Below are 19655 nucleotides of genomic sequence, written 5' to 3' on the forward strand. Positions count from 1 at the left end.
TACTCGTGCTGGTGCTTCCACGCGTTCTCGTACGCGTGCTCGTGCTCGTACGCGTCCTACTCTTCCAGCAACGCGTACCCGCGTTCGATCAGCTGTCCCAACTGCTTCACATGGTCCTCCGCCGGTTCGTGCAGCGGCGGCCGCACCTCGCCGACGTCCAGTCCCCTCAGCCGTACCCCCGCCTTGACCAGCGACACGGCGTAGCCGCGGCCCTGGGAGCGGAGTTCGACGAAGGGGCGGTAGAAGCCGTCCAGGAGGCGGTTCACGGTCGGAACGTCCCCGGTGCCGATCGCGTGGTGGAACGCCTGGGCGATCTCGGGGACGAAGCAGAAGACGGCCGACGAGTACAGGGGGACGCCGGTGGCGCGGTAGGCGGGCTGGGTCAGTTCGGCGGTGGGGAGGCCGTTGAAGTACAGGAAGTCGTCCGTCCCCGAGGCGCGTACCGCGCTCACGATGCGCTGCATCAGGTCGAGGTCGCCGAGGCCGTCCTTGAGGCCGACGATCCGGTCCGTGCGGGCCAGTTCGACCACTGTGTCGGGGGTGAGGACGGCGTTGTCGCGCTGGTAGACGATCACCGGGAGGGAGGTCGCGGCGGCCAGGCGGCGGTAGTGCCGCAGCAGGCCCTCCTGCGCGGCGACGACCAGATACGGCGGCATGGCGAGGAGTCCGTCGGCGCCCGCCTCCTCGGCGAGGCGCGCGTAGATCTCGGCGAGGGCGGTGCCGTAGCCGGCGCCGGCGACGACGGGGACGCGTCCGGCGGTCGCCTCGACGGCGGCCCGTACGCAGTCCTGGAACTCCTCCGGGGTGAGCGCGTGGAACTCGCCGGTGCCGCAGCAGGCGAAGACGGCGGCGGCACCGGCCTCGACGCCCCGGCGGATGTGGGCGCGGTAGACGTCGAGGTCGAGTGTGCCGTCCGGGCCGTACGCCGTGACGGGGAAGAACAGCGGCCCGCTGGGGACACCGAGTCGAGCGGCGAGGGGGGCTGACGTCACGGGCTCTCCCAAGTCCTAGTCGCCGATCAGGGCCGACGTGGCGACCCAGTCCACGTCACTGATCGTTGTTTACATTTCTGAACGAGGTCACGCTAAGGCGCCCACTTGGGGGCGGTCAAGCGCCACAACCCGCACCGCACCAGCGATTTCACGCCGTCGCGGGCACACTTGACGCACCAGATCAGCCCGCTTAGCGTGTCCATGAATGTGAATGCTGGACGCAGATATGCACGGGCGTGCATGGATGCCCATGCATGGATGGCGATGCAAGGAGACCCGAGGATGCCCGCTCCCCGCACCGTTCTGCTCACCGGCGCCGCCGGTGGCCTCGGCACCCTGATGCGGGAGCTGCTCCCGGCGTACGGCTATGAGCTGCGCCTGCTCGACCTGCGCCCCATCGAGGGCGAGCCGGACGCGATCGCCGCCGACCTCACCGACCGCGAGGCCCTGCGCGAAGCCGTACGAGGCGTCGACGCGATCATCCACCTCGCCGGCATCTCCCTGGAAGCCCCCTTCGAGAAGATCCTCAAGGCCAATATCGAGGGCACGTACAACCTGTACGAGGCCGCCCGCGAGGAAGGCGTGCCCAGGATCGTCTTCGCCTCCTCCAACCACGCCGTCGGCTTCACCCCGCGCCCCAAGGGCGACACCCCGCTGGACGCGTCCGCGCTGATCCCTCTCGACACCCCGCGCCGCCCGGACACCTTCTACGGTCTGTCCAAGTCGTTCGGCGAGGACCTGGCCCAGCTCTACTGGGACAAGCACGGCCTGGAGACGGTCTCCGTCCGCATTGGCTCCTGCTTCCCCGAGCCGACCAGCGTGCGCATGCTGTCGCTCTGGATGAGCCCGGCCGACGGCGCCCGTCTCTTCCACGCGGCCCTGACCGCCGAGGGCGTCGGCCACACCGTCGTCTACGGCTCCTCCGCCAACACCCGCCTGTGGTGGGACCTGAGCAGCGCCCGCGCCCTCGGCTACGAACCGCAGGACGACTCCGAGCCGTACGCCGAGAAACTGATCGCCGAGCAGGGCGACCTGGACGACGAGAACACGGCCCACACCTACCTGGGCGGCCACTTCGTGAGCGACCCGCCGATCTGGCCGTACTGACGGGGGTCACACCACCGGACACCGACGGGGCCGGGAGCGCGCGTCGTGCGGAAAACGAGGGCCGTACGGCGTGCGGAAAAGGGCGGGCGGGCACTGAACGGGCCCGCCCGCCGGCGCATTCGGGCACGCCCGCTGCCCGATCTCACTCCCGTCCTCCCTCCGCCCCAGGTCCGCGACGGGCGGGTGCCCGGGTGAAACGGGCACGCTCGGGCAGCATCGGATGGGCAACAGACCTGGTCGGCGCCGCGCACCCGCTGTAGAACTTCCCCCGAGGCCCCCACCGGGCCCGAACGGGCAGCACTACGGCGAGGGAGAGCAGGTGTCGGCCATGAGCGCGGAGGAACGCCAACGCGAGATCGTCAGGGCCGCCCGCCGCACGGGCTCGGTCGACGTCACCGAACTCGCCGCCGAACTGGGCGTGGCGAAGGAGACCGTACGGCGTGATCTGCGCGCCCTGGAGGACCACGGTCTGGTCCGGCGTACGCACGGGGGCGCGTATCCCGTGGAGAGCGCCGGGTTCGAGACGACACTCGCCTTCCGGGCGACCAGCCATGTCCCGGAGAAGCGCCGGATCGCCGCCGCGGCGGCCGAGTTGCTCGGGGACGCCGAGACGGTCTTCGTCGACGAGGGCTTCACCCCGCAGCTCATCGCCGAGGCCCTGCCCCGCGACCGGCCGCTGACCGTGGTCACCGCCTCCCTCGCCACCGCGGGCGCCCTCGCGGAGGCCGGCAACACCACCGTGCTGCTGCTCGGCGGGCGGGTACGGCCCGGCACGCTCGCCACCGTCGACCACTGGACGACGAAGATGCTCGCCGGGTTCGTCATCGACCTGGCCTACATCGGCGCCAACGGCATCACCCGCGACCACGGGCTCACCACCCCCGACCCGGCGGTCAGCGAGGTCAAGGCCCAGGCGATCCGCGCCTCCCGGCGCACCGTCTTCGCGGGCGTCCACACCAAGTTCGGCGCGGTCAGCTTCTGCCGCTTCGCCGGGATCGGCGACTTGGAGGCGATCGTCACCAGCACGCTGCTGCCTGCGGCAGAGGCCCACCGATATGCGCTGCTGGGGCCGCAGGTCATTCGCGTCTGAACAGCCGCGCCACACACGAGCCGGGTGGTCGCGCCCGCGCGATGCCCTTTATGTCCACCTATGTCTACGTCCAGGAGCGATTCATGCGCACCCCGAGCCGACGGAGGCCGCGAGCCACGCTCGCCGTGGTCGCCGCTGGGACGCTGCTCGCCCCGCTGCTCTCCGGCTGTTGGGTCGGGGCGGGCGGGTCCGGGTCCGGCGGCGACTCCATCAACGTGCTGATGGTCAACAACCCGCAGATGCAGGAGCTGCAGAAGCTCACCGCCGCGCACTTCACCGAGGAGACCGGCATCAAGGTGAACTTCACCGTCCTGCCGGAGAACGACGTCCGCGACAAGATCAGCCAGGACTTCGCCAACCAGGCCGGCCAGTACGACGTGGCGACCCTCAGCAACTACGAGATACCGATCTACGCCCGCAACGGCTGGCTGGAGGAGATGGACGACTACGTCGCCGAGGACCCCTCCTTCGACCAGCAGGACATCCTCAAGCCGATGCGCGAGTCCCTCACCAGTGACGACGGCAAGCTCTACGGGCAGCCCTTCTACGGCGAGTCGTCCTTCCTGATGTACCGCAAGGACGTCTTCGAGGAGAAGGGCCTGACGATGCCCGCGCACCCCACCTGGCAGCAGGTCGCCGACCTCGCCGCGCGGGCGGACGGCGCCCAGGACGGCATGAAGGGCATCTGTCTGCGCGGCCTGCCCGGCTGGGGCGAGGTGATGGCCCCGCTCACCACGGTCGTGAACACCTTCGGCGGCACCTGGTTCGACAAGGACTGGAAGGCCCGGTTGGACTCCCCCGAGTTCGAGAAGGCCACCAAGTTCTACGTCGGCCTCGTGCGCGAGCACGGCGAATCGGGCGCCGCACAGGCCGGTTTCGCCGAGTGCCTGAACAACATGACCCAAGGCAAGGTCGCCATGTGGTACGACGCCACGTCCGCCGCCGGGTCGTTGGAGGCGGACGGCTCCCCCGTGAAGGGCAGGATCGGCTACGCGCCCGCCCCGGTCGAGAAGACGGACTCCTCCGGCTGGCTCTACACCTGGGCCTGGGGCATCCAGAAGGCCTCCCGGAACCCGGACAAGGCCTGGAAGTTCGTCTCCTGGGCTTCGAGCAAGCAGTACGAGCAACTGGTCGGCGATCAGATCGGCTGGTCCAACGTCCCGGCCGGCAAGCGCGAGTCGACGTACTCGAACCCGGCGTACGCCGAAGAGGCCGCCGCCTTCCAGGAGATGACCCGCGAGGCCATCGAGGATGCCCGGCCCACCGATCCGGGGGTGCAGCCGCGCCCCGCGCCCGGCATCCAGTTCGTCGGCATCCCCGAGTTCACCGATCTCGGCACCAAGGTCTCCCTGGAGATCAGCGCGGCCATCGCCGGACGCCAGTCCGTCGAGTCGGCCCTGAAGAAGGCACAGGCGCTCGCCGAGGAGATCTCCGAGGAGTACGAGGGACGATGACCGCGACGACGACAGCCCCGATAGCCGCCAACCCCGTACGCACGGGCGGCCGGCCGGGCCCCCGGCTGCGCGCCTGGGCCACCCGCGCCCCGCTCCTCCCCGCCCTGATCTTCATGATCGCCGTGACCCAACTCCCGTTCGTGGCCACCCTGGTGATCTCCCTCTTCGACTGGAACTCCCTCTACCCCGACGCGCGCAGCTTCGCCGGGCTCGCCAACTACGGGGAGGTCCTCACCGACCCCGAGCTGCGCCGCTCGGTGTGGACGACGATCCTGCTGACGGTCGCCGTGGTCCTCGCCAGCCTGGTCCTGGGCCTGCTGCTCGCCCTGCTGCTGGACCGGAGGTTCCGCGGCCGGGGCATCGTCCGCACCCTGTTGATCGCCCCTTTCCTGGTGGTCCCGGTGGCCGCCGCACTGCTGTGGAAGCACGTCCTCTACAACCCCGAATACGGCCTGTTCAACGGCTTGTTGCACTACGTGGGCGGCCCGCAGCCCGACTGGATCTCCGAGACCCCGCTGCTCGCCGTCGAGGCCTCTCTGGTGTGGCAATGGACGCCGTTCATGATGCTGATCCTGCTCGCCGGGCTACAGAGCCGTGATCATCAGCAGATCGAGGCCGCGCGCGTGGACGGCGCGAGCGACTGGCAGATCTTCCGCCATCTGACGATCCCCCACCTGCGCCGCTATCTCGAACTGGGCGCGCTGCTGGGCTCGATCTACATCGTCCAGAACTTCGACGCCGTCTTCACCATCACATCCGGCGGCCTGGGCACGGCGAACCTGCCGTACACCGTCTACCAGACCTTCTACCAGGCCCATGAGAACGGTCTCGCCTCGGCGGCCGGCGTCCTGGTCGTCATCGGCTCGATCATCATCGCGACGTTCGCGCTGCGCGTGGTCTCGTCGCTGTTCCGCGAGGAGGTGTCGCGAGGATGAGCGACACGACGAACCACGTACGCTCCCGCACGGTCAAGGGCGCCGGGCTCACGGTGGCCGCCTGGCTGGCCGGGCTGCTGTTCTTCCTGCCCATCGCCTGGATGGCGCTGACGTCCTTCCACTCGGAGTCGGACGCGGCGACCAACCCGCCGTCCTTCACGGCCGCGTTGACGCTGGACGGCTACCGCGAGTTCTTCGGCGTGGACGGCGGCGCCAGCCCCTGGCCCGCCCTGATCAACTCGACGGTGGCGTCCGCCGCCTCGACGCTGCTCGTCCTGCTGCTGGCCTTCCCTGCGGCGTACGCCCTGTCGATCCGGCCGGTGCGGAAGTGGACGGACGTCCTGTTCTTCTTCCTCTCCACGAAGATGCTGCCGGTGGTGGCGGGTCTGCTCCCCATCTATCTCTTCGCCAAGAACGCGGGCCTGCTCGACAACATCTGGCTTCTCGTCCTGCTCTACACCTCCATGAACCTGCCGATCGCCGTCTGGATGATGCAGTCCTTCCTGGCGGAGGTCCCGGTGGCGGTGATCGAGGCGGCGCAGCTGGACGGCGCCCGGCTGCCCACGGTCCTGGCCCGCGTGGTGGCCCCCATCGCCGCCCCCGGTATCGCCGCGACGGCCCTCATCTGCTTCATCTTCAGCTGGAACGAGCTGCTGTTCGCCCGTGTGCTGACCGGTGTGGTGGCCGAGACCGCCCCCGTCTTCCTGACCGGCTTCATCACCAGCCAGGGGCTGTTCCTGGCGAAGGTGTGCGCCGCGTCGCTCGTCATCTCCCTGCCGGTGCTCGCCGCGGGGTTCGCCGCCCAGGACAAGTTGGTCCAGGGCCTGTCCTTGGGAGCCGTCAAATGAAGGCCGCCGTCATCGAGTCCGTGGGCAAGGCCGTCGTCGCCGAGGTCCCGGACCCGACACCGGGCCCCCGCGAGGTCGTGGTCCAGGTCGCCGCGTGCGGTCTGTGCGGCACCGATCTGCACATCCTCCAGGGCGAGTTCGCGCCGAGGCTGCCGATCGTGCCGGGCCACGAGTTCGCGGGCGAGGTCGTCGGACTCGGCGCGCGGGTCACGGAGTTGTCGGTGGGCGACCGGGTGGCGGTGGACCCTTCCCTGTACTGCCACGAGTGCCGCCACTGCCGTACCGGCCACAACAACCTCTGCGAACGCTGGGCCGCGATCGGTGTGACCACGGCGGGCGGCGCCGCCCAGTACGCGGTGGCGCCCGTGGCCAACTGCGTACGCCTGCCCGAGCACATCCGCACCCAGGACGCGGCCCTGGTGGAGCCCCTGTCCTGCGCGGTACGGGGCTACGACGTGCTCCGATCCCGGCTGGGCGCCCATGTGCTGATCTACGGCTCCGGGACGATGGGCCTGATGATGCTGGAGCTGGCCAAACGGACCGGCGCGGCGGGCGTGGACGTCGTCGACGTCAACCCCTCCCGGCTGGAGACGGCCCGGCGGCTGGGTGTCTCGGCGTCCGCCGCGAGCGCCGACGCACTCGACCGCCCCCAGGGCTGGGACGTGGTCATCGACGCCACCGGCAACGCCGCCGCCATCCAGGACGGCCTGGACCGGGTCGCCAAGGCGGGCACCTTCCTGCAGTTCGGCGTGGCCGACTACGCGACGCGCGTGACGATCGACCCGTACCGCATCTACAACCAGGAGATCACGATCACCGGCTCCATGGCCGTCCTGCACAGCTTCGAGCGGGCGGCGGAACTGTTCGCGACCGGGGTCCTGGACCCGGAGGTGTTCATCAGCGACCGACTGCCGTTGGACCAGTACCCGCAGGCGCTGGATCAGTTCGCATCCGGGATCGGCCGCAAGATCGTGGTGGTGCCGTAGCCGGAGGTCCGCACCGCCCTCATAGCTCCGTCGCCGGACGCCAACTCCCGCCCCTCCACGGATGCTTGCAACTTCTGGGAGTTCTTGCAACTTCAAGCAAAGGTTGATCTACTGATCGTCGACCACCCCCCACACTTCGCGAAGGTGCTCTCATGACGCATCGCACATCGACCCTTTCCGCTGTGGCCGCCGGCGCCGCGGCCGTCGCCCTGTTCGGTCTGCCCGCCACCGCGAACGCCGCGAGCGGTGAGGTCAAGGACGCCGCCCCGGCGGCCGCGAGCCAGGCATTCCAGGACGCCCTCGGCGAGGGCCACATCCTGTCCACCTCCGACTACTGCGGCCCCCACGCCAACGACCACTCCTGCCCCCCTGTGTAACGCGAGCGAACACAAGGGCACGTAGAGGACCGAGGTCCGTGATCGGCGCCATGACCGCACCCCACTGCCTCGTGGTGTCCCTGCGCAAGTCGGGGACACACCTGGTGAGCGAGGTGATGTCCCGGTTCGGATACTCCCTGTACGGGGAGGTGTCCACGACCGCCGACACCCTCGCCACCCTGAAGGGCGACGAGCTGTGGCGGGTGCTGACCTCGGTCTACGACGAGGACGAGCTGAGCCGGATCACCACCAGCGACGACCGGGCCGCCATCGACGCGGCCATCGGTGACGCCGTCGCCGCGCTCCACGGAGCGTGGCGGGTCCGGCTCGGCATCCCCTGGCGCGGGCCTCGCGAGGAGGCCCCGCCGGAGGACCTCGTGGCCCGCACCCTGACCCGGAGCGCGGCCCGCCGCTTCGCCGACACCCCGACCGGCGTCTGCTGGTTCCTGCATCAGCTGGACCCGCACCGGGTCGACGACGCCTTCCTCCAGGAATGGCTGGACACCGGCTCGCCCCGGATCATCCTCAACCACCGCGATCCCCGTGACGTCCTGCTCTCCATGGTCAACTTCCTCTCCGGCGGGACCGGCCGGGGCGTCGGCCACTTCTCGGACCACCGCATCTACCAGGACATCCTGCGCACCGCCGACTCCCTCCAGGACCGGCTGACCATCGCCCTGACCGACCCCTGCTTCCCCGGCGCCGACGCCTTCGAGCGCGGCTTGTGGCTGCTGCGGCACCCCGCCGTCTGCAAGGTCACCTTCGAGGAGCTGGTCGGCCCGCGTGGCGGAGGCTCCCGCGAGGCGCAGTACGCGGCGGTGGCCCGCCTCGCCGAGTTCGTCGGGGCGACCGGGGCAGCCGGAGCCGCTGGGGCCATCGGGATTGCTGGGGTCGGCGGAGCCTCTGGAGTCGCCGGTGCCACCGCCGTCGATCCGGAGCGCATCGCGGAGGAGGTGTTCAACGACACCGCGTTCTCGTTCCACAAGGGGCGCATCGGCGGCTGGCGCGAGCACTTCACCCCGGAGCACGAGCGGCTCTTCGAGGAGCGGTACGGCCATGTCCTGGACGCCTACGGCCACCGTTGACAAACCTTGCTGCGGCCCTGAGCCGAACCGTTGATCCGAACGGGGTCGGGTAAGGGAACGGCAAAGAGGGCTGGGTCGTTCACCCGGCATGACAGCTATGACCCCCGGCTCGAACATCCCGCTGCCCACCACCCGTATCGCGGTCGAGGTCGCCGCACCGGTGCGGCTCGACGTGTCGGGCCTGCTGCTCACGGGCGACGGCAAGGTGCGCTCGGACGACGACTTCATCTTCTACAACCAGCCCACGGGCCCGGGCGTGACCTACCGCTCCGGCGGCGGCGCGACCCCCGACTCGATCACCGTCGACACCGCCGCCCTCCCCCCGGGCATCGAGAAGATCGTCGTCACGGCCAGCCCCGACGCGGCCGGGCAGACCTTCCAGGGCATCGAGCCGACGGCCACGATCAAGGGCGCCGACGACGGCTCGGTGATCGCCACGTTCACCCCGCCCCGGCTGGGCACGGAGACGGCCCTGGTGGTCGTCGAGATCTATCTGCGGGGCGGCGCCTGGAAGGCCCGCGCGGTCGGCCAGGGGTACGCCGACGGCCTGGCCGGTATCGCGACGGACTTCGGCGTCACAGTCGAGGAACCGGCGGCCCCCGCCCAGACCCCGGCCGCCCCGGTTCCGCCCGCCCCCACGATGCGGCCTCCGGTGGCCCCGCCGGCCCCGCCCATGGACCCGCGCCTCCAGACACCGCCCGCGCCCCCGGCCGCGCCGCCCGCCCCGCCCGCCGGCACCGGCAAGATCAACCTCGACAAGGGCCGCGTCAGCCTCCAGAAGAACCAGACGGTCTCCCTGGTCAAGGGCGGTCGCCCACTGCTCTCCCAGGTCCAGATGGGTCTCGGCTGGGAGCCGGCGTTCCGGGGCAAGGACATCGACCTCGACGCCTCGGTGATCGCCTACGGCCCGCAGCGCAACCACATCGACAGCTGCTACTTCGGCAAGCTCCAGATCGTGAGCGGCGCCATCCGCCACTCCGGTGACAACCTCACCGGTGAGGGCGGAGGCGACGACGAGGTGATCACCGTCGACCTCGGCCGCCTCCCCCAGGAGGTCACCGGCCTGGTCTTCACGGTCAACTCCTTCTCCGGCCAGAAGTTCACCGAGGTCGCCAAGGCCTACTGCCGCCTCCTCGACGCCTCGACCGGCGAGGAACTGGTCCGCTTCGACCTCACCAACGCCGAGCCCCAGACCGGCGTGATGATGGCCAAGCTGATCAAGCAGTTCTCCGGCGAGTGGGAGATGACCGCCATGGGCGACTTCGTGAAGTCCCGCACGGTGAGGGGGATGGTGAAGCCGGCGGCCCAGGCGCTGTAGGTCCATCCCGCCGGCAGGGCGGTGCCCAGGCCCGTCAGGTCGGGCAGGTCGAGCGCGTGGCGGACGTGGCGGACGTGGCGGACGTGCCGGCGGGCCGTGAGCAGGCCCGCTCGGCGCAGGACGGCAAGACGCGGCGCTGGGGATGAAGGTGACCCCAGTGCCCTGGGCGGCGGTCGCCTCGTCCGGAGTTCGTCCACGACGATGTGGTCGCCGTCCGGGGCCAAGGCGACCGCGCCGGAGACCGAGGCGAGTGCCGCCCCGATGCCCCGGCGCTTCAACGGGTCGTTCTTCAGGCGCAGATCGGTGGCGAGTCGTACGGCGACGCCCGTCCAGGCGGTGTCGAAGAACGCCTCGGCACACTGTTCGAGGGTGTCGCGCACCCGTGCCCGTACGGCGGCGGGGTCCGCGAGCAGTCGTTCCGCGGATGCCTCCTGCCGCGCGCCCCGGGCCCGGTGAGATCCAGGGCGCGTTCGCGGGCGGTGGCGTCGGTGAGCGGCGACGGCATGGCAGCCGGGACCGGCTGCCGCCGCCGCAGGTGGTGACGAGCGCCGCCGTCGCACAGGTCTTGTCGTCGATCCGGTCCACGTCGTCCAACTCCTCGACGAGGGCCGGGCGGGCAGCAGGAAGTCGGCCTGTGAGGAACGCCGGAGGACGCGGGCAGCGCCACCGCACTCGTCACCGCCCTCTCCCCGCCCCAGGTCCTGGGACGCACCCTCGCCCGCCTCGAACTCTCCACGGGCTCCGGCCCGGCCATCTCCCCGGCGGTCATCGTCGCGCTCGCGCCCCATGGCCCGACCGTCCTCCGGGGCGGCCTCACCGCCGCGACGCTCGTGTCCGCCGCGGGCGTCGCCGCCGAGGAGGACGGGGAAGCCGCGGCTGCCGCTACATCTTCGTCGCCCCGGCCGCCAGGTCCCGCAGGAAGTGCCGGGCGCCGATGAGGAAGACGACGATCAGCGGGATCACGCTCATCAACGCTCCCGCCATGACCACGGCGTAGTCCGTGTTGTAGGCGACGTTGAGGTTGGCGAGGGCGACCTGGAGGGTGACGCGTTCCGGGTCGATCATGATGACGAGGGGCCAGATGTAGTCGTTCCAGAGGTGGATGAACGTGAAGATGCCGAGGAACGCCAGCGCGGGCCGGAACAGCGGCACCGCCACCTGCCAGTAGAGCCGGAAGAAGCCGGCGCCGTCGATGCGCCCGGCGTCCAGCAGTTCGTCGGGCAGGGAGTTCCTGGCGTACTGCCGCAGCCAGAAGATGCCGAACGCGTTGGCCGCGCCGGGGATGACGAGCGCCTTCAGCGAGCCCGCCCAGCCGAAGTTGGCCATGGTGACGAACTGCGGCACCAGCGACAGCTGCGCCGGGATCATGTACGTGGCCAGCAGCACGCCGAACAGCAGGCGCTTGGCCGGGAATTCATATTTAGCGAAGGCGAACGCGGCCAGCGAGTCGAAGAACAGCACCAGCACCGTGCCGACGACGGACACGATGACGGTGTTGAGCAGCGAGCTGAAGAACGGGACCCGGTCGATCACCTCGCCCATGTTGTGCAGCAGTTGGGTGCCCGGCACCAGCCGTGGCGGATAGCTGAGGATGTCCTCGGTGGTGATGGAGGCCATCACCACCAGCCAGTAGAAGGGGAAGAGCGAGACCAGTACGCCGGCCAGCAGCAGTACGCGTACGAGGACGCGTGACCGCCGGCTGCCGGAGCCGATGGCCGACCCGGCGTTCACTTGGGTGGGAGTGTCAGCGGCCATCGCGGGCCCCCTTCCGCCTGGAGATACCGCGGCGTTCGTCGCGTTCGGAGCCGGAGACCAGCCGCCAGTTGATGACGGCGAACAGGGCGATGAGCGCGAAGAGAAGCCAGCCGATGGCCGCGCCGTAGCCGAACTGGTGGTCGTTGAAGGCCTTCTGCCAGAGGTAGAGCACGATGGTCATGCCCTCCTGGCCGGGGCCGCCGGTGGTGCCGGGGTCGTCGGAGTAGAAGAGCACCTGGGACTCGGTGAAGATCTGCAGCCCGTTGATGGTGGAGGTGATGACGGCGAAGAGGATCACCGGCCGCAACTGTGGTACCACCACCCGGAACAGGGTCTGCCAACTGTTCGCCCCGTCGACCCTCGCGGCCTCGAAGTGCTCGGTGGGGATGGCCTGGATGCCCGCGAGGAAGATCAGCGCGTTGTAGCCGACCCAGCGCCAGATGATCATCACGGAGATCGCCGACTTGATCCCGAAGTTCGAGGAGAGCCAGTCGATCTCGTCGACACCGATGGCGCGCAGCGCGGAGTTGGCGAGGCCCGCCTGGGCGAAGACCGAGCCGAAGACGACGGTCATCGCGACCATCGAGGTGACGTTGGGGACGAAGTACGCCACACGCAGCGCGGAGGCGTACCGCACCTGGGAGTTGAGGAGGAAGGCGATGACCAGGGCCAGGAACAGCATGGGCACCGTGGACATGAACCAGATCTCGAAGGTGTTCAGGATCGAGTGCCAGAACACCGAGTCCTTCAGCAGCCACTCGTACTGCTGGAAACCGACGAAACGCTTCTCGCCGATGCCGTCCCAGTCCTGGAAGGAGAGATAGAGGGAGAAGCCGACGGGGAAGGCGCCGAAGACCGCGAAGAGGAGGTAGTACGGGGAGATCGCGAGATAGGGCGGAAGGTGCTTCCAGCGCCGGGCGCGCGAGGCGCCCGCGCCCGCTCCCCCGCTCCCGCTCCCACTCGCGCCCCGGCCGCCGCCCGGCTTCTGAGAGCCGTCGGCCACGGGGGTCCCGGCCGCTCCGGTGACGGTCGCCATATCAGCTCACCCCCAGCTGGGACAGCGCCCGCTCGCAGGCGTTCATGGCGTCCCGCCAGGCCTTGTCGGGGTTCTTGCCGAGCTTCTCCACATTCGTCAGCTCCTGGAAGACGGGCGTGTTGGCGACCCCCTCGTAGGGGCTGAAGAAGATGACCGGCGCCTTCTCGGCGGCCGGGCCGAAGACGTCGACGGGTATCTGGCCGCCGAAGAAGGGGTCCCCCTTGCGCATCGCGGGCTGGTCGTACGCGGCGGGGGTCGTCGGGAACAGTGCCATCTCCTGGTAGGCCTTCAGCTGGTTCTCCGGCCCGAGCATCCACTTCAGGAAGGCGAACGCCCCTTCCGGATCGCGGCAGTAGCGGGTGACGGTGACATACGAGCCGCCGTAGTTCGTCGGTCCGCCGGGCAGTGAGGTCAGCCGCCACAGGCCGGAGGTCTTCGGCGCGGTCTGCTTGAGGCCGTTGATGTACCAGACGGCGGTGATCATCGAGGCGACCCGGCCGCCACTCACGGCCGCGTTGTAGTCGGGTGTGCTGTCCAGCAGCCGGGCGCTGAGCCCCTGCCGGTAGGTCTCCACGGCCAGGTCCCAGGCCCGCTTCACATGCTCCTGGTCGCCGATGAAACGGTTGTCGGCGTCCACGAACTGCCGGGGGCTCTGGTACAGCGCCATTCGGAAGACATAGCTGATCTGCGAGACGAGATACGGCTTCTGAGGTGCCTTCGCCTTCAGGGCGCGCCCGGTGGCGAGGAACTTCTCCCACGTCGACGTGGCCTCGGCGACCTCGTCCGGCTCGGTCGGCAGTCCCGCCTTCTCGAAGAGGTCACGGCGGTAGTAGAGCGCGGTGGGCCCGGCGTCCAGCGGGAAGCCGATCATCCGGCCGGACGGGCTGATCCCGCTCTTCCACTTCCAGTCCAGGTACTGGTCCTCGACCGCGTCCGCGCCGAGGTCCCTGAGGTCCAGGAACTCCTGCTCGTCCGGGAAGAACACCGACACATCCGAGTTGGCCACCGCCATGTCCGGCACATAGGCGCGGGCCGCCAGGCTGGTGCGGATCTTCGCCTTGTACTCACCGGCGATGGGCGAGCCCTTCACCTTCAGCCCCGGCACCCCGGGCACCCCGCGCTCGGCGGTGGCCAGCAGCTTGTCGCTCAGCGAGCCCTGCCAGTACCAGATCCCGAGGTGATCGGTGCCCGCGGACACCGAACCGCCGGTGGTCCCGCACCCCGTGAGCAGGGGCAGCGCGGCCCCCGCTCCGCCGCCGAGCGCGGCCCCCAGAAATCGTCGACGGGACATCGTGCGGTGTTCCATGGGCGCGCGCTCGCTTCCGGGGTGGGGTGCTCGGGCAGCTCGGACAACGATGTCGGCAGCGGCCCCATGGCGTGAGCCGACAGCGTGGGAGGGGGAGTTCCGAGAGCCCGTGAGCGTTCACGTGAACGTTGCCGTCGAGTATCGGGGCGTCCGAAAACCAGTGTCAAGGGACGTGCAGAGCACAGGTATTGAGGGTTTGGGAGGGTTGCGGTGGACGGGGCTCAGGCGGAGCCTCGTACGACCAGCTCGGGCACCACCCACGCGTCCGCCCCCGTCATCCGCGGCTCCCCGGCGCGCAGGCGGGCGACCTGTTCGACGGCCAGCCGGCCGAGGCGCCGCTTGTCGATGTGGAGGGTGGTCAGGGCGGGTTCGACCAGCTCACCGAGGGAGAGCCCGTCGAAGCCGAGGACGGCGAGGTCGTCGGGGACACGACGGCCCCGGCGCCGGGCGGCACGCATCGCACCGACCGCGATCAGGTCGTTGAACCCGACGACGGCCGTGATCCCGGGCCGTGCGTCGAGCAGGTGCGCCATCCCCGCCTCGCCGCCCGCCACGCTGTGCTCGGGGCACATCGCGATCCAGCCGTCGTCGACGGGCAGTCGGTGCCGCCGGGCCTCGTCGAGGAAGGCCTGTCGGCGGGGGCCGGGCGGATGGAGACGGTCGCCGTCGAGCAGACCGATCCGGCGGTGCCCGGCACGGACGAGATGGGCCATGCCCTGCTCAAGACCAGCGGCCACATCGATACCGACGGCCGCGAACCGGGTCTGCTGCGGGCCCCGTTCGAGCAGCACCAGCGGAACTCCCCCGAGTTGCCGGGCGAGTACGTCCTCGGGGTTCTTGAAGTACCCGACCACCGCGTCGGCCTGGTGGGAGAGCACATCGAGCGCCTCCCGCTCCCGGGCTTCATCGGTACGGGTGTCCCACACCACCACCTGCCAGCCCCGCTGCTCGGCCGCTTCCAACACCCCTGCGGCGACCTCGGGAAAGAAGGGGTTCATCAGGTCCGGTATGACAAGGCCCGCGGTGACGGTCCCCTTCCGGACCAGCCCCCGCGCGAACCGGCTCGGCCGGTAGTCGAGTCGCCGGGCCGCCTGAAGCACCCGCTCCTTGGTGGCCGGATCGATCTCGCCCTTGTCATTGACCGCCCGGGACACCGTCTGCCGGGACACCCCCGCCAGCCGGGCCACATCATGGATCGTGGCCCGGCGCCGGGGACCGTCACTCCCGGCCCGCTCCCCGCCCGACTCCCCCTGCTGATCGTCCGCCCACACGCTGAGCACTGTAACCGGCCAGGTGGGGGGTGCGGCAGAAGCGGTGTGCCGATCAACGCGCCCCGGCACTACGGCATCCCCGTGCCGTCGCGCTGCGGCAGCACGGCGTCATCGCGCTGCGGCAGCACGGCGTCCCAGCCCTACGGCGTCACTGGATGACCCCGCTGTAGGCGTTCAGCGCGGGCTGGCCGCCGAGGTGGGCGTAGAGGACGGTGGAGTCGCGGTCGATCTCGCCGCGCTCGACCAGGTCGATCATCCCTGCCATCGACTTCCCCTCGTAGACCGGGTCGGTGATCATGCCCTCGGTGCGGGCCGCGAGTTGCATGGCCACGAGGGTGGCATCGTCCGGGACGCCGTAGACGCCGCCGTGGTAGCGCTCGTCCAGTTCGATGTCCACCTCAGTCAACTCGCGCTTGACGCCGATGAGTTGGCCGGTGTTGTGCGCGATACGGGCGACCTGGGCGCGGGTCTCGGCGGGCTTGGCGGAGGCGTCGATGCCGAGGACGCGTCGGGGGCGTCCGCCCGCCTCCTCCAGGGCGGCGAAACCGGCGACCATGCCCGCCTGGGTGGAGCCGGTCACCGAGCACACGATCACCGTGTCGAAGAAGACGCCCAACTCCCGCTCCTGCTCGGCGACCTCGTACGCCCACCCGGCGAAACCGAGGCCGCCGAGGGGGTGGTCGGAGGCACCGGCCGGGATGGCGTACGGCTTGCCGCCGCTCTCCTCGACGTCCCTGAGCGCCTGCTCCCAGCTCTCCTTGAAGCCGATGCCGAAGCCGGCCTGGACGAGCCGTACGTCGGCGCCGGCCAGCCTGCTGATGAGGATGTTGCCGACCTTGTCGTACACGGCGTCGGGCCACTCGACCCAGCTCTCCTGTACGAGGACGCACTTGAGCCCGGCGCGGGCGGCGACGGCGGCGACCTGGCGGGTGTGGTTGGACTGGACGCCGCCGATGGAGACGAGGGTGTCGCAGCCCTTCGCGAGGGCGTCGGCGACCAGGTACTCCAGCTTGCGGGTCTTGTTGCCGCCGTACGCGATACCGGAGTTGCAGTCCTCGCGCTTGGCCCACAGGGAGGCTCCGCCGAGGTGATCGGTCAGCCGCTCCAGCTGGTGCACCGGCGAGGGCCCGAAGAGAAGCGGGTAGCGCTCGTAGGACGACAGGGACACGGGTCCTCCCGGGAGACAGGGGGTTATCGGTACGGGGTGGGCGGTGGTGCGATGGGTCAGTGATCCTCGGCGAGGGAGTCGCCGTCGGGGTCGTCGGCGAGGGCGGCGAGACCCTGCCAGATCTCGGCCGTGACGCGGACCGCCTCGTCGGTGGCGCCGGTCGCGCAGGCGTCGATCAGTCGGTCGTGGAGGCCCGCGGAGCGGCAGTTGCCGCCCTCGCCGAAGCGGCGGCGTTCCAGGCGGCGGATGAGGGGGGTGTAGCGGGCGATGGTGGCGGCGGCCGCGCGGTTGCCGCTGACGCGGACGAGGACGTCGTGGAGTTCGTCGTCGGCGTCGAGGGCGGCGTCGACGTCGCCCGTCCGGACGGCGGCGGCGAACCGCTCGTTGGCCGAGCGCATCGTCTCGACGTCGGCGGCGAACAGCCGGGGCACGGCGGCACGGGTGGCCAGCTCGTGCATGGCCCCGACCACGGCGGCGGCGTCGCGGACATCGGCGGCCACGACGGGCGTCACCCGCGTATAGCTCTGCGGCTTGCTCTCCAGCAGCCCCTCGTCCACCAGCCGCGAGAACGCCTCACGCACCGGCGCCCGCGACAGCCCCAGCAGCTCCGCGAACTCGGCGTCCCGCACCACCGCGCCCGGTTGGATCTCCCCGGCCACGATGGCGTCCCGGATGGCTTGGTAGGCGCGGTCCCTGAGAAGGGTGCGTCCCACCGGTCGTATGGCCTCCATGAACTGAAATGTTAGATGTCAGTCCAGGGCCGAACAAGCGTGTGGCCCGTATCCCCCCTGGGACACGGGCCACACTCACCCCCGGTTCACCGCGACCCGCGCGGCCGCGCACGGCCCTCGCGGACGGTCGCGCCGTTCTTCAGCCGACCCACGGCCAGTCGGCGTCACGGGCCGCCTCCAGCAGCGGAACCATACGGAACGCCGCGTCCGAGAGGCCGCCGAACGTGTGGCGGTTCGCCTTGCCGGAGGGACCGTGGCCCGCCCGGTGTCCGGCGAGGTTCCAGGTGTAGACCGGGACGTCGGCCGGGACCTGGGCGGTGGGGTCGCCGTAGTGGCTGTAGGTGGCCTGTTCGTCGGTGACGATCAGGACGCGGTCGTGCTTCTTGTAGTGCTTGCGGACGGCCGCGGTGGTGTCGGTGCCGCCCAGGTCGCCGAAGCGCTCCAGGATCTTCAGCACCGACTCGCCCTTGTCGAACCTCACCCGCCGGCTCGTGGTCCCGAACTCGACGAGATCCGCGTCCGCCGCCCGCAGCGCGAGCGCCGTACCGAAGATCGCCGCCGCGTCCGCGTAGGTGAGCGACGAGCGGTCGGTCAGCCGGGAGTAGAACATCGAGCCCGAGCGGTCGACCAGGACCAGGGTCCGGCCCGGCAGCGCGGGCACATTGGCCAGCGAGTGACCGAGCGCCTGCTCCAGCGGGTACGCCCAGCGCAGCGAGGGCGCGTGCCGGTACGCGGCGAGATAGCGGAACGGGAACTGCCGCGACCGGGCGACCTCGGCAGGGTCGCTGATCTTGGCCGCCACCCGCGCAGCGACCTCGTCCGAGACGCCCGCCTGGTCGAAGTTCCGCAGGTTGCGGACGAGAGCCATGGCGCCCATGGACGGGATGACGGCCTCCCATGCCTCCTTGTCCATCGGCCCCTGCAGCCAGCCCGCCAGCGCCTCCCAGGTGATCCCCGCCTCGGCCAGCCGCTCGGCGCCCTTCGACCCGGTGACGACCTTGCGGCGCTTGGCGGGCCGCAGGGCCATCAGGTCGCGGTGGGCGGTGAGCACGGGCAGCGACTTGGGTACGACGGCCGTGTCCGGGTGGTGCCGGCGGTCGAGGGCGTACTGGAAGAGGTCGCCCTGCCACGGCTTGTCCGGGTCCGGCGCCGCGTGCACCAGGTTCAGGATGTCGCCGAACCGGTAGCCCTTGGAGGCGGTGTCGTACTTCAGCAGCGACTTGGGGTGGTACATCCGCCGTACGGCGTCGGCGATGCCCCGCTTCACCGGCTTGGGGATGCCGCGGCCGTACCGCGAGGTCCAGTAGGCGAGCAGTTCACCGGGCTCGTCCGGGCGCCGGAGCACGGAGTCGATGACCTGCCGGTTGGCCGGGCCGTCGGTGACTCCCGCCTCCAGCCGCGCCTTCACGTACTCGGCGGCGCCCACGAGGGAGGCCGTACGGAGGTTGCCCTCGCCGCGCAGCCAGCCCAGCAGACCGGCCGTCCACTCCGGGTCGCTGACGGCGAGCCGCCGTACCAGCTCGGCGAAGCGGTCGTCGCGGTCCTCGGCGGACTCGTAGAAGGTCTTCTGCGCCACGAAGTTGGCGATCGACAGCAGGAAAAGCTCGGAGCGCTCGTCCCGCTCGCTGCCGCGTCCGCCCTGGTAGGTACGCAGCACCCGGCCCGTCGACGTCACCCGCGAAGTGGGCTGCGCCTTGGTGCCCTTGGTGTTGAAGCGTGCCATCGCTGAATTCCCCCGAATCCACTCGAATTTCACTGTCGTTTCGGAGGGAGGCGCAGCAAAAGGAGGGTGCCCGAGGTCGAATTCGGCGGCGGTGCTTATAAACTGGCGCGTCTTCCGTTCCGCCACATCGACCGTCCCGGTTTCCCGGAGTCGATGACGGGATTCGAACCCGTATGAGGAGTCACCCCCACCAGTTCCCGAAGTATCCGCTGCCTGCGCACCGGGCACCCACCTTGTGCTGCGCCTCCCGAGATCAAGTCGGCTGCGGCGTCGGTTTCTTTTACGAGAAGAAGTAGCCGCGGCCCGCGCACCGGGAGGTGCATGAAGTTTTGGGTGTCCAGAGATCGAAGTCGGCGGAACCGAACATTGGTGCTCTAATACTGCAGCCGCAGTTATGGGGGTCGGTGGCCTCGTCGGCGGTAGTGGCTGAGGCGGGCGCGGTGTTGATGGCGGCGGCGCCAGTGTGACCAGTG

At 70.2% G+C, this 19655-nt stretch carries 17 protein-coding genes and 2 pseudogenes; 10 read left to right on the forward strand and 9 right to left on the reverse strand.

Going from position 1 to position 19655, the window contains the following annotated elements; translation table 11 throughout:
* Positions 1 to 56 precede the first annotated feature (56 nt).
* Positions 57 to 992: a 5-dehydro-4-deoxyglucarate dehydratase gene (locus tag ACWD4G_RS28560; protein ID WP_451298314.1), complete on the reverse strand. Its 936-nt coding sequence runs from the start codon at positions 990 to 992 to the stop codon at positions 57 to 59.
* Positions 993 to 1274: 282 nt separating this feature from the next.
* Between ACWD4G_RS28560 and ACWD4G_RS28565 the strand changes: the two genes are divergently transcribed.
* From ACWD4G_RS28565 to ACWD4G_RS28605, 9 genes are all read left to right on the forward strand, one after another.
* A complete protein-coding gene (locus ACWD4G_RS28565) occupies positions 1275 to 2099 on the forward strand; it encodes an NAD-dependent epimerase/dehydratase family protein (RefSeq protein ID WP_451298316.1) in 825 nt (274 codons plus the stop codon).
* 319 nt (positions 2100 to 2418) lie between these two features.
* Positions 2419 to 3189, forward strand: a complete 771-nt coding sequence (locus ACWD4G_RS28570; protein ID WP_451298318.1) for a DeoR/GlpR family DNA-binding transcription regulator — start codon at positions 2419 to 2421, stop codon at positions 3187 to 3189.
* Positions 3190 to 3272: 83 nt separating this feature from the next.
* A complete protein-coding gene (locus ACWD4G_RS28575; RefSeq protein ID WP_451298320.1) occupies positions 3273 to 4643 on the forward strand; it encodes an ABC transporter substrate-binding protein in 1371 nt (456 codons plus the stop codon).
* Positions 4640 to 5578, forward strand: coding sequence for a carbohydrate ABC transporter permease (locus ACWD4G_RS28580; RefSeq protein WP_451298322.1), 939 nt, complete (start codon positions 4640 to 4642; stop codon positions 5576 to 5578). Before ACWD4G_RS28575 ends, ACWD4G_RS28580 begins: the two co-directional genes overlap by 4 nt.
* Positions 5575 to 6426, forward strand: a complete 852-nt coding sequence (locus ACWD4G_RS28585; protein WP_451298324.1) for a carbohydrate ABC transporter permease — start codon at positions 5575 to 5577, stop codon at positions 6424 to 6426. The genes ACWD4G_RS28580 and ACWD4G_RS28585 overlap by 4 nt, the downstream gene beginning before the upstream one ends.
* A complete protein-coding gene (locus tag ACWD4G_RS28590) occupies positions 6423 to 7412 on the forward strand; it encodes a zinc-dependent alcohol dehydrogenase family protein (protein WP_451298326.1) in 990 nt (329 codons plus the stop codon). Before ACWD4G_RS28585 ends, ACWD4G_RS28590 begins: the two co-directional genes overlap by 4 nt.
* A gap of 152 nt (positions 7413 to 7564) precedes the next feature.
* Positions 7565 to 7789, forward strand: coding sequence for a hypothetical protein (locus tag ACWD4G_RS28595; protein WP_451298328.1), 225 nt, complete (start codon positions 7565 to 7567; stop codon positions 7787 to 7789).
* A 50-nt stretch (positions 7790 to 7839) separates the two neighbouring features.
* Positions 7840 to 8874, forward strand: a complete 1035-nt coding sequence (locus tag ACWD4G_RS28600; protein WP_451298330.1) for a hypothetical protein — start codon at positions 7840 to 7842, stop codon at positions 8872 to 8874.
* A gap of 97 nt (positions 8875 to 8971) precedes the next feature.
* Complete coding sequence (locus ACWD4G_RS28605) at positions 8972 to 10192, forward strand: TerD family protein (protein ID WP_451298357.1); 1221 nt, start codon at positions 8972 to 8974, stop codon at positions 10190 to 10192.
* A 233-nt stretch (positions 10193 to 10425) separates the two neighbouring features.
* On the opposite strand, the pseudogene ACWD4G_RS28610 reads toward ACWD4G_RS28605, so the two are convergent.
* Positions 10426 to 10752 (reverse strand): annotated as a pseudogene (locus ACWD4G_RS28610) (DUF5937 family protein); the annotation flags it as partial.
* Between the two features lie 93 nt (positions 10753 to 10845).
* Between ACWD4G_RS28610 and ACWD4G_RS28615 the strand changes: the two are divergent.
* Positions 10846 to 11130: pseudogene (locus ACWD4G_RS28615) on the forward strand (MFS transporter); the annotation flags it as partial.
* On the opposite strand, the gene ACWD4G_RS28620 reads toward ACWD4G_RS28615, so the two are convergent.
* From ACWD4G_RS28620 to ACWD4G_RS28650, 7 genes are all read right to left on the reverse strand, one after another.
* Positions 11075 to 11947 (reverse strand): carbohydrate ABC transporter permease, encoded by an 873-nt coding sequence (locus ACWD4G_RS28620; protein WP_451298332.1) that lies wholly within the window; start codon positions 11945 to 11947, stop codon positions 11075 to 11077. The pseudogene ACWD4G_RS28615 and the gene ACWD4G_RS28620 sit on opposite strands and share 56 nt — an antisense overlap.
* Entirely contained in the window at positions 11937 to 12983 is a 1047-nt protein-coding gene (locus tag ACWD4G_RS28625) for a carbohydrate ABC transporter permease (protein WP_451298334.1), read from the reverse strand. Before ACWD4G_RS28625 ends, ACWD4G_RS28620 begins: the two co-directional genes overlap by 11 nt.
* A 1-nt stretch (position 12984) precedes the next feature.
* Positions 12985 to 14274 (reverse strand): ABC transporter substrate-binding protein, encoded by a 1290-nt coding sequence (locus ACWD4G_RS28630; protein WP_451298336.1) that lies wholly within the window; start codon positions 14272 to 14274, stop codon positions 12985 to 12987.
* A 236-nt stretch (positions 14275 to 14510) separates the two neighbouring features.
* Positions 14511 to 15560: a LacI family DNA-binding transcriptional regulator gene (locus ACWD4G_RS28635; protein ID WP_451298338.1), complete on the reverse strand. Its 1050-nt coding sequence runs from the start codon at positions 15558 to 15560 to the stop codon at positions 14511 to 14513.
* A gap of 148 nt (positions 15561 to 15708) precedes the next feature.
* Complete coding sequence (locus ACWD4G_RS28640) at positions 15709 to 16728, reverse strand: 1-aminocyclopropane-1-carboxylate deaminase (RefSeq protein ID WP_451298339.1); 1020 nt, start codon at positions 16726 to 16728, stop codon at positions 15709 to 15711.
* Between the two features lie 56 nt (positions 16729 to 16784).
* Positions 16785 to 17459, reverse strand: coding sequence for a GntR family transcriptional regulator (locus ACWD4G_RS28645; RefSeq protein ID WP_451298341.1), 675 nt, complete (start codon positions 17457 to 17459; stop codon positions 16785 to 16787).
* A 139-nt stretch (positions 17460 to 17598) separates the two neighbouring features.
* On the reverse strand, positions 17599 to 19182 hold the full coding sequence (locus ACWD4G_RS28650) for a TROVE domain-containing protein (protein WP_451298343.1): 1584 nt from the start codon (positions 19180 to 19182) through the stop codon (positions 17599 to 17601).
* Between the last annotated feature and the right edge of the window lie 473 nt (positions 19183 to 19655).

Source organism: Streptomyces sp. NPDC002643 (assembly GCF_053592555.1).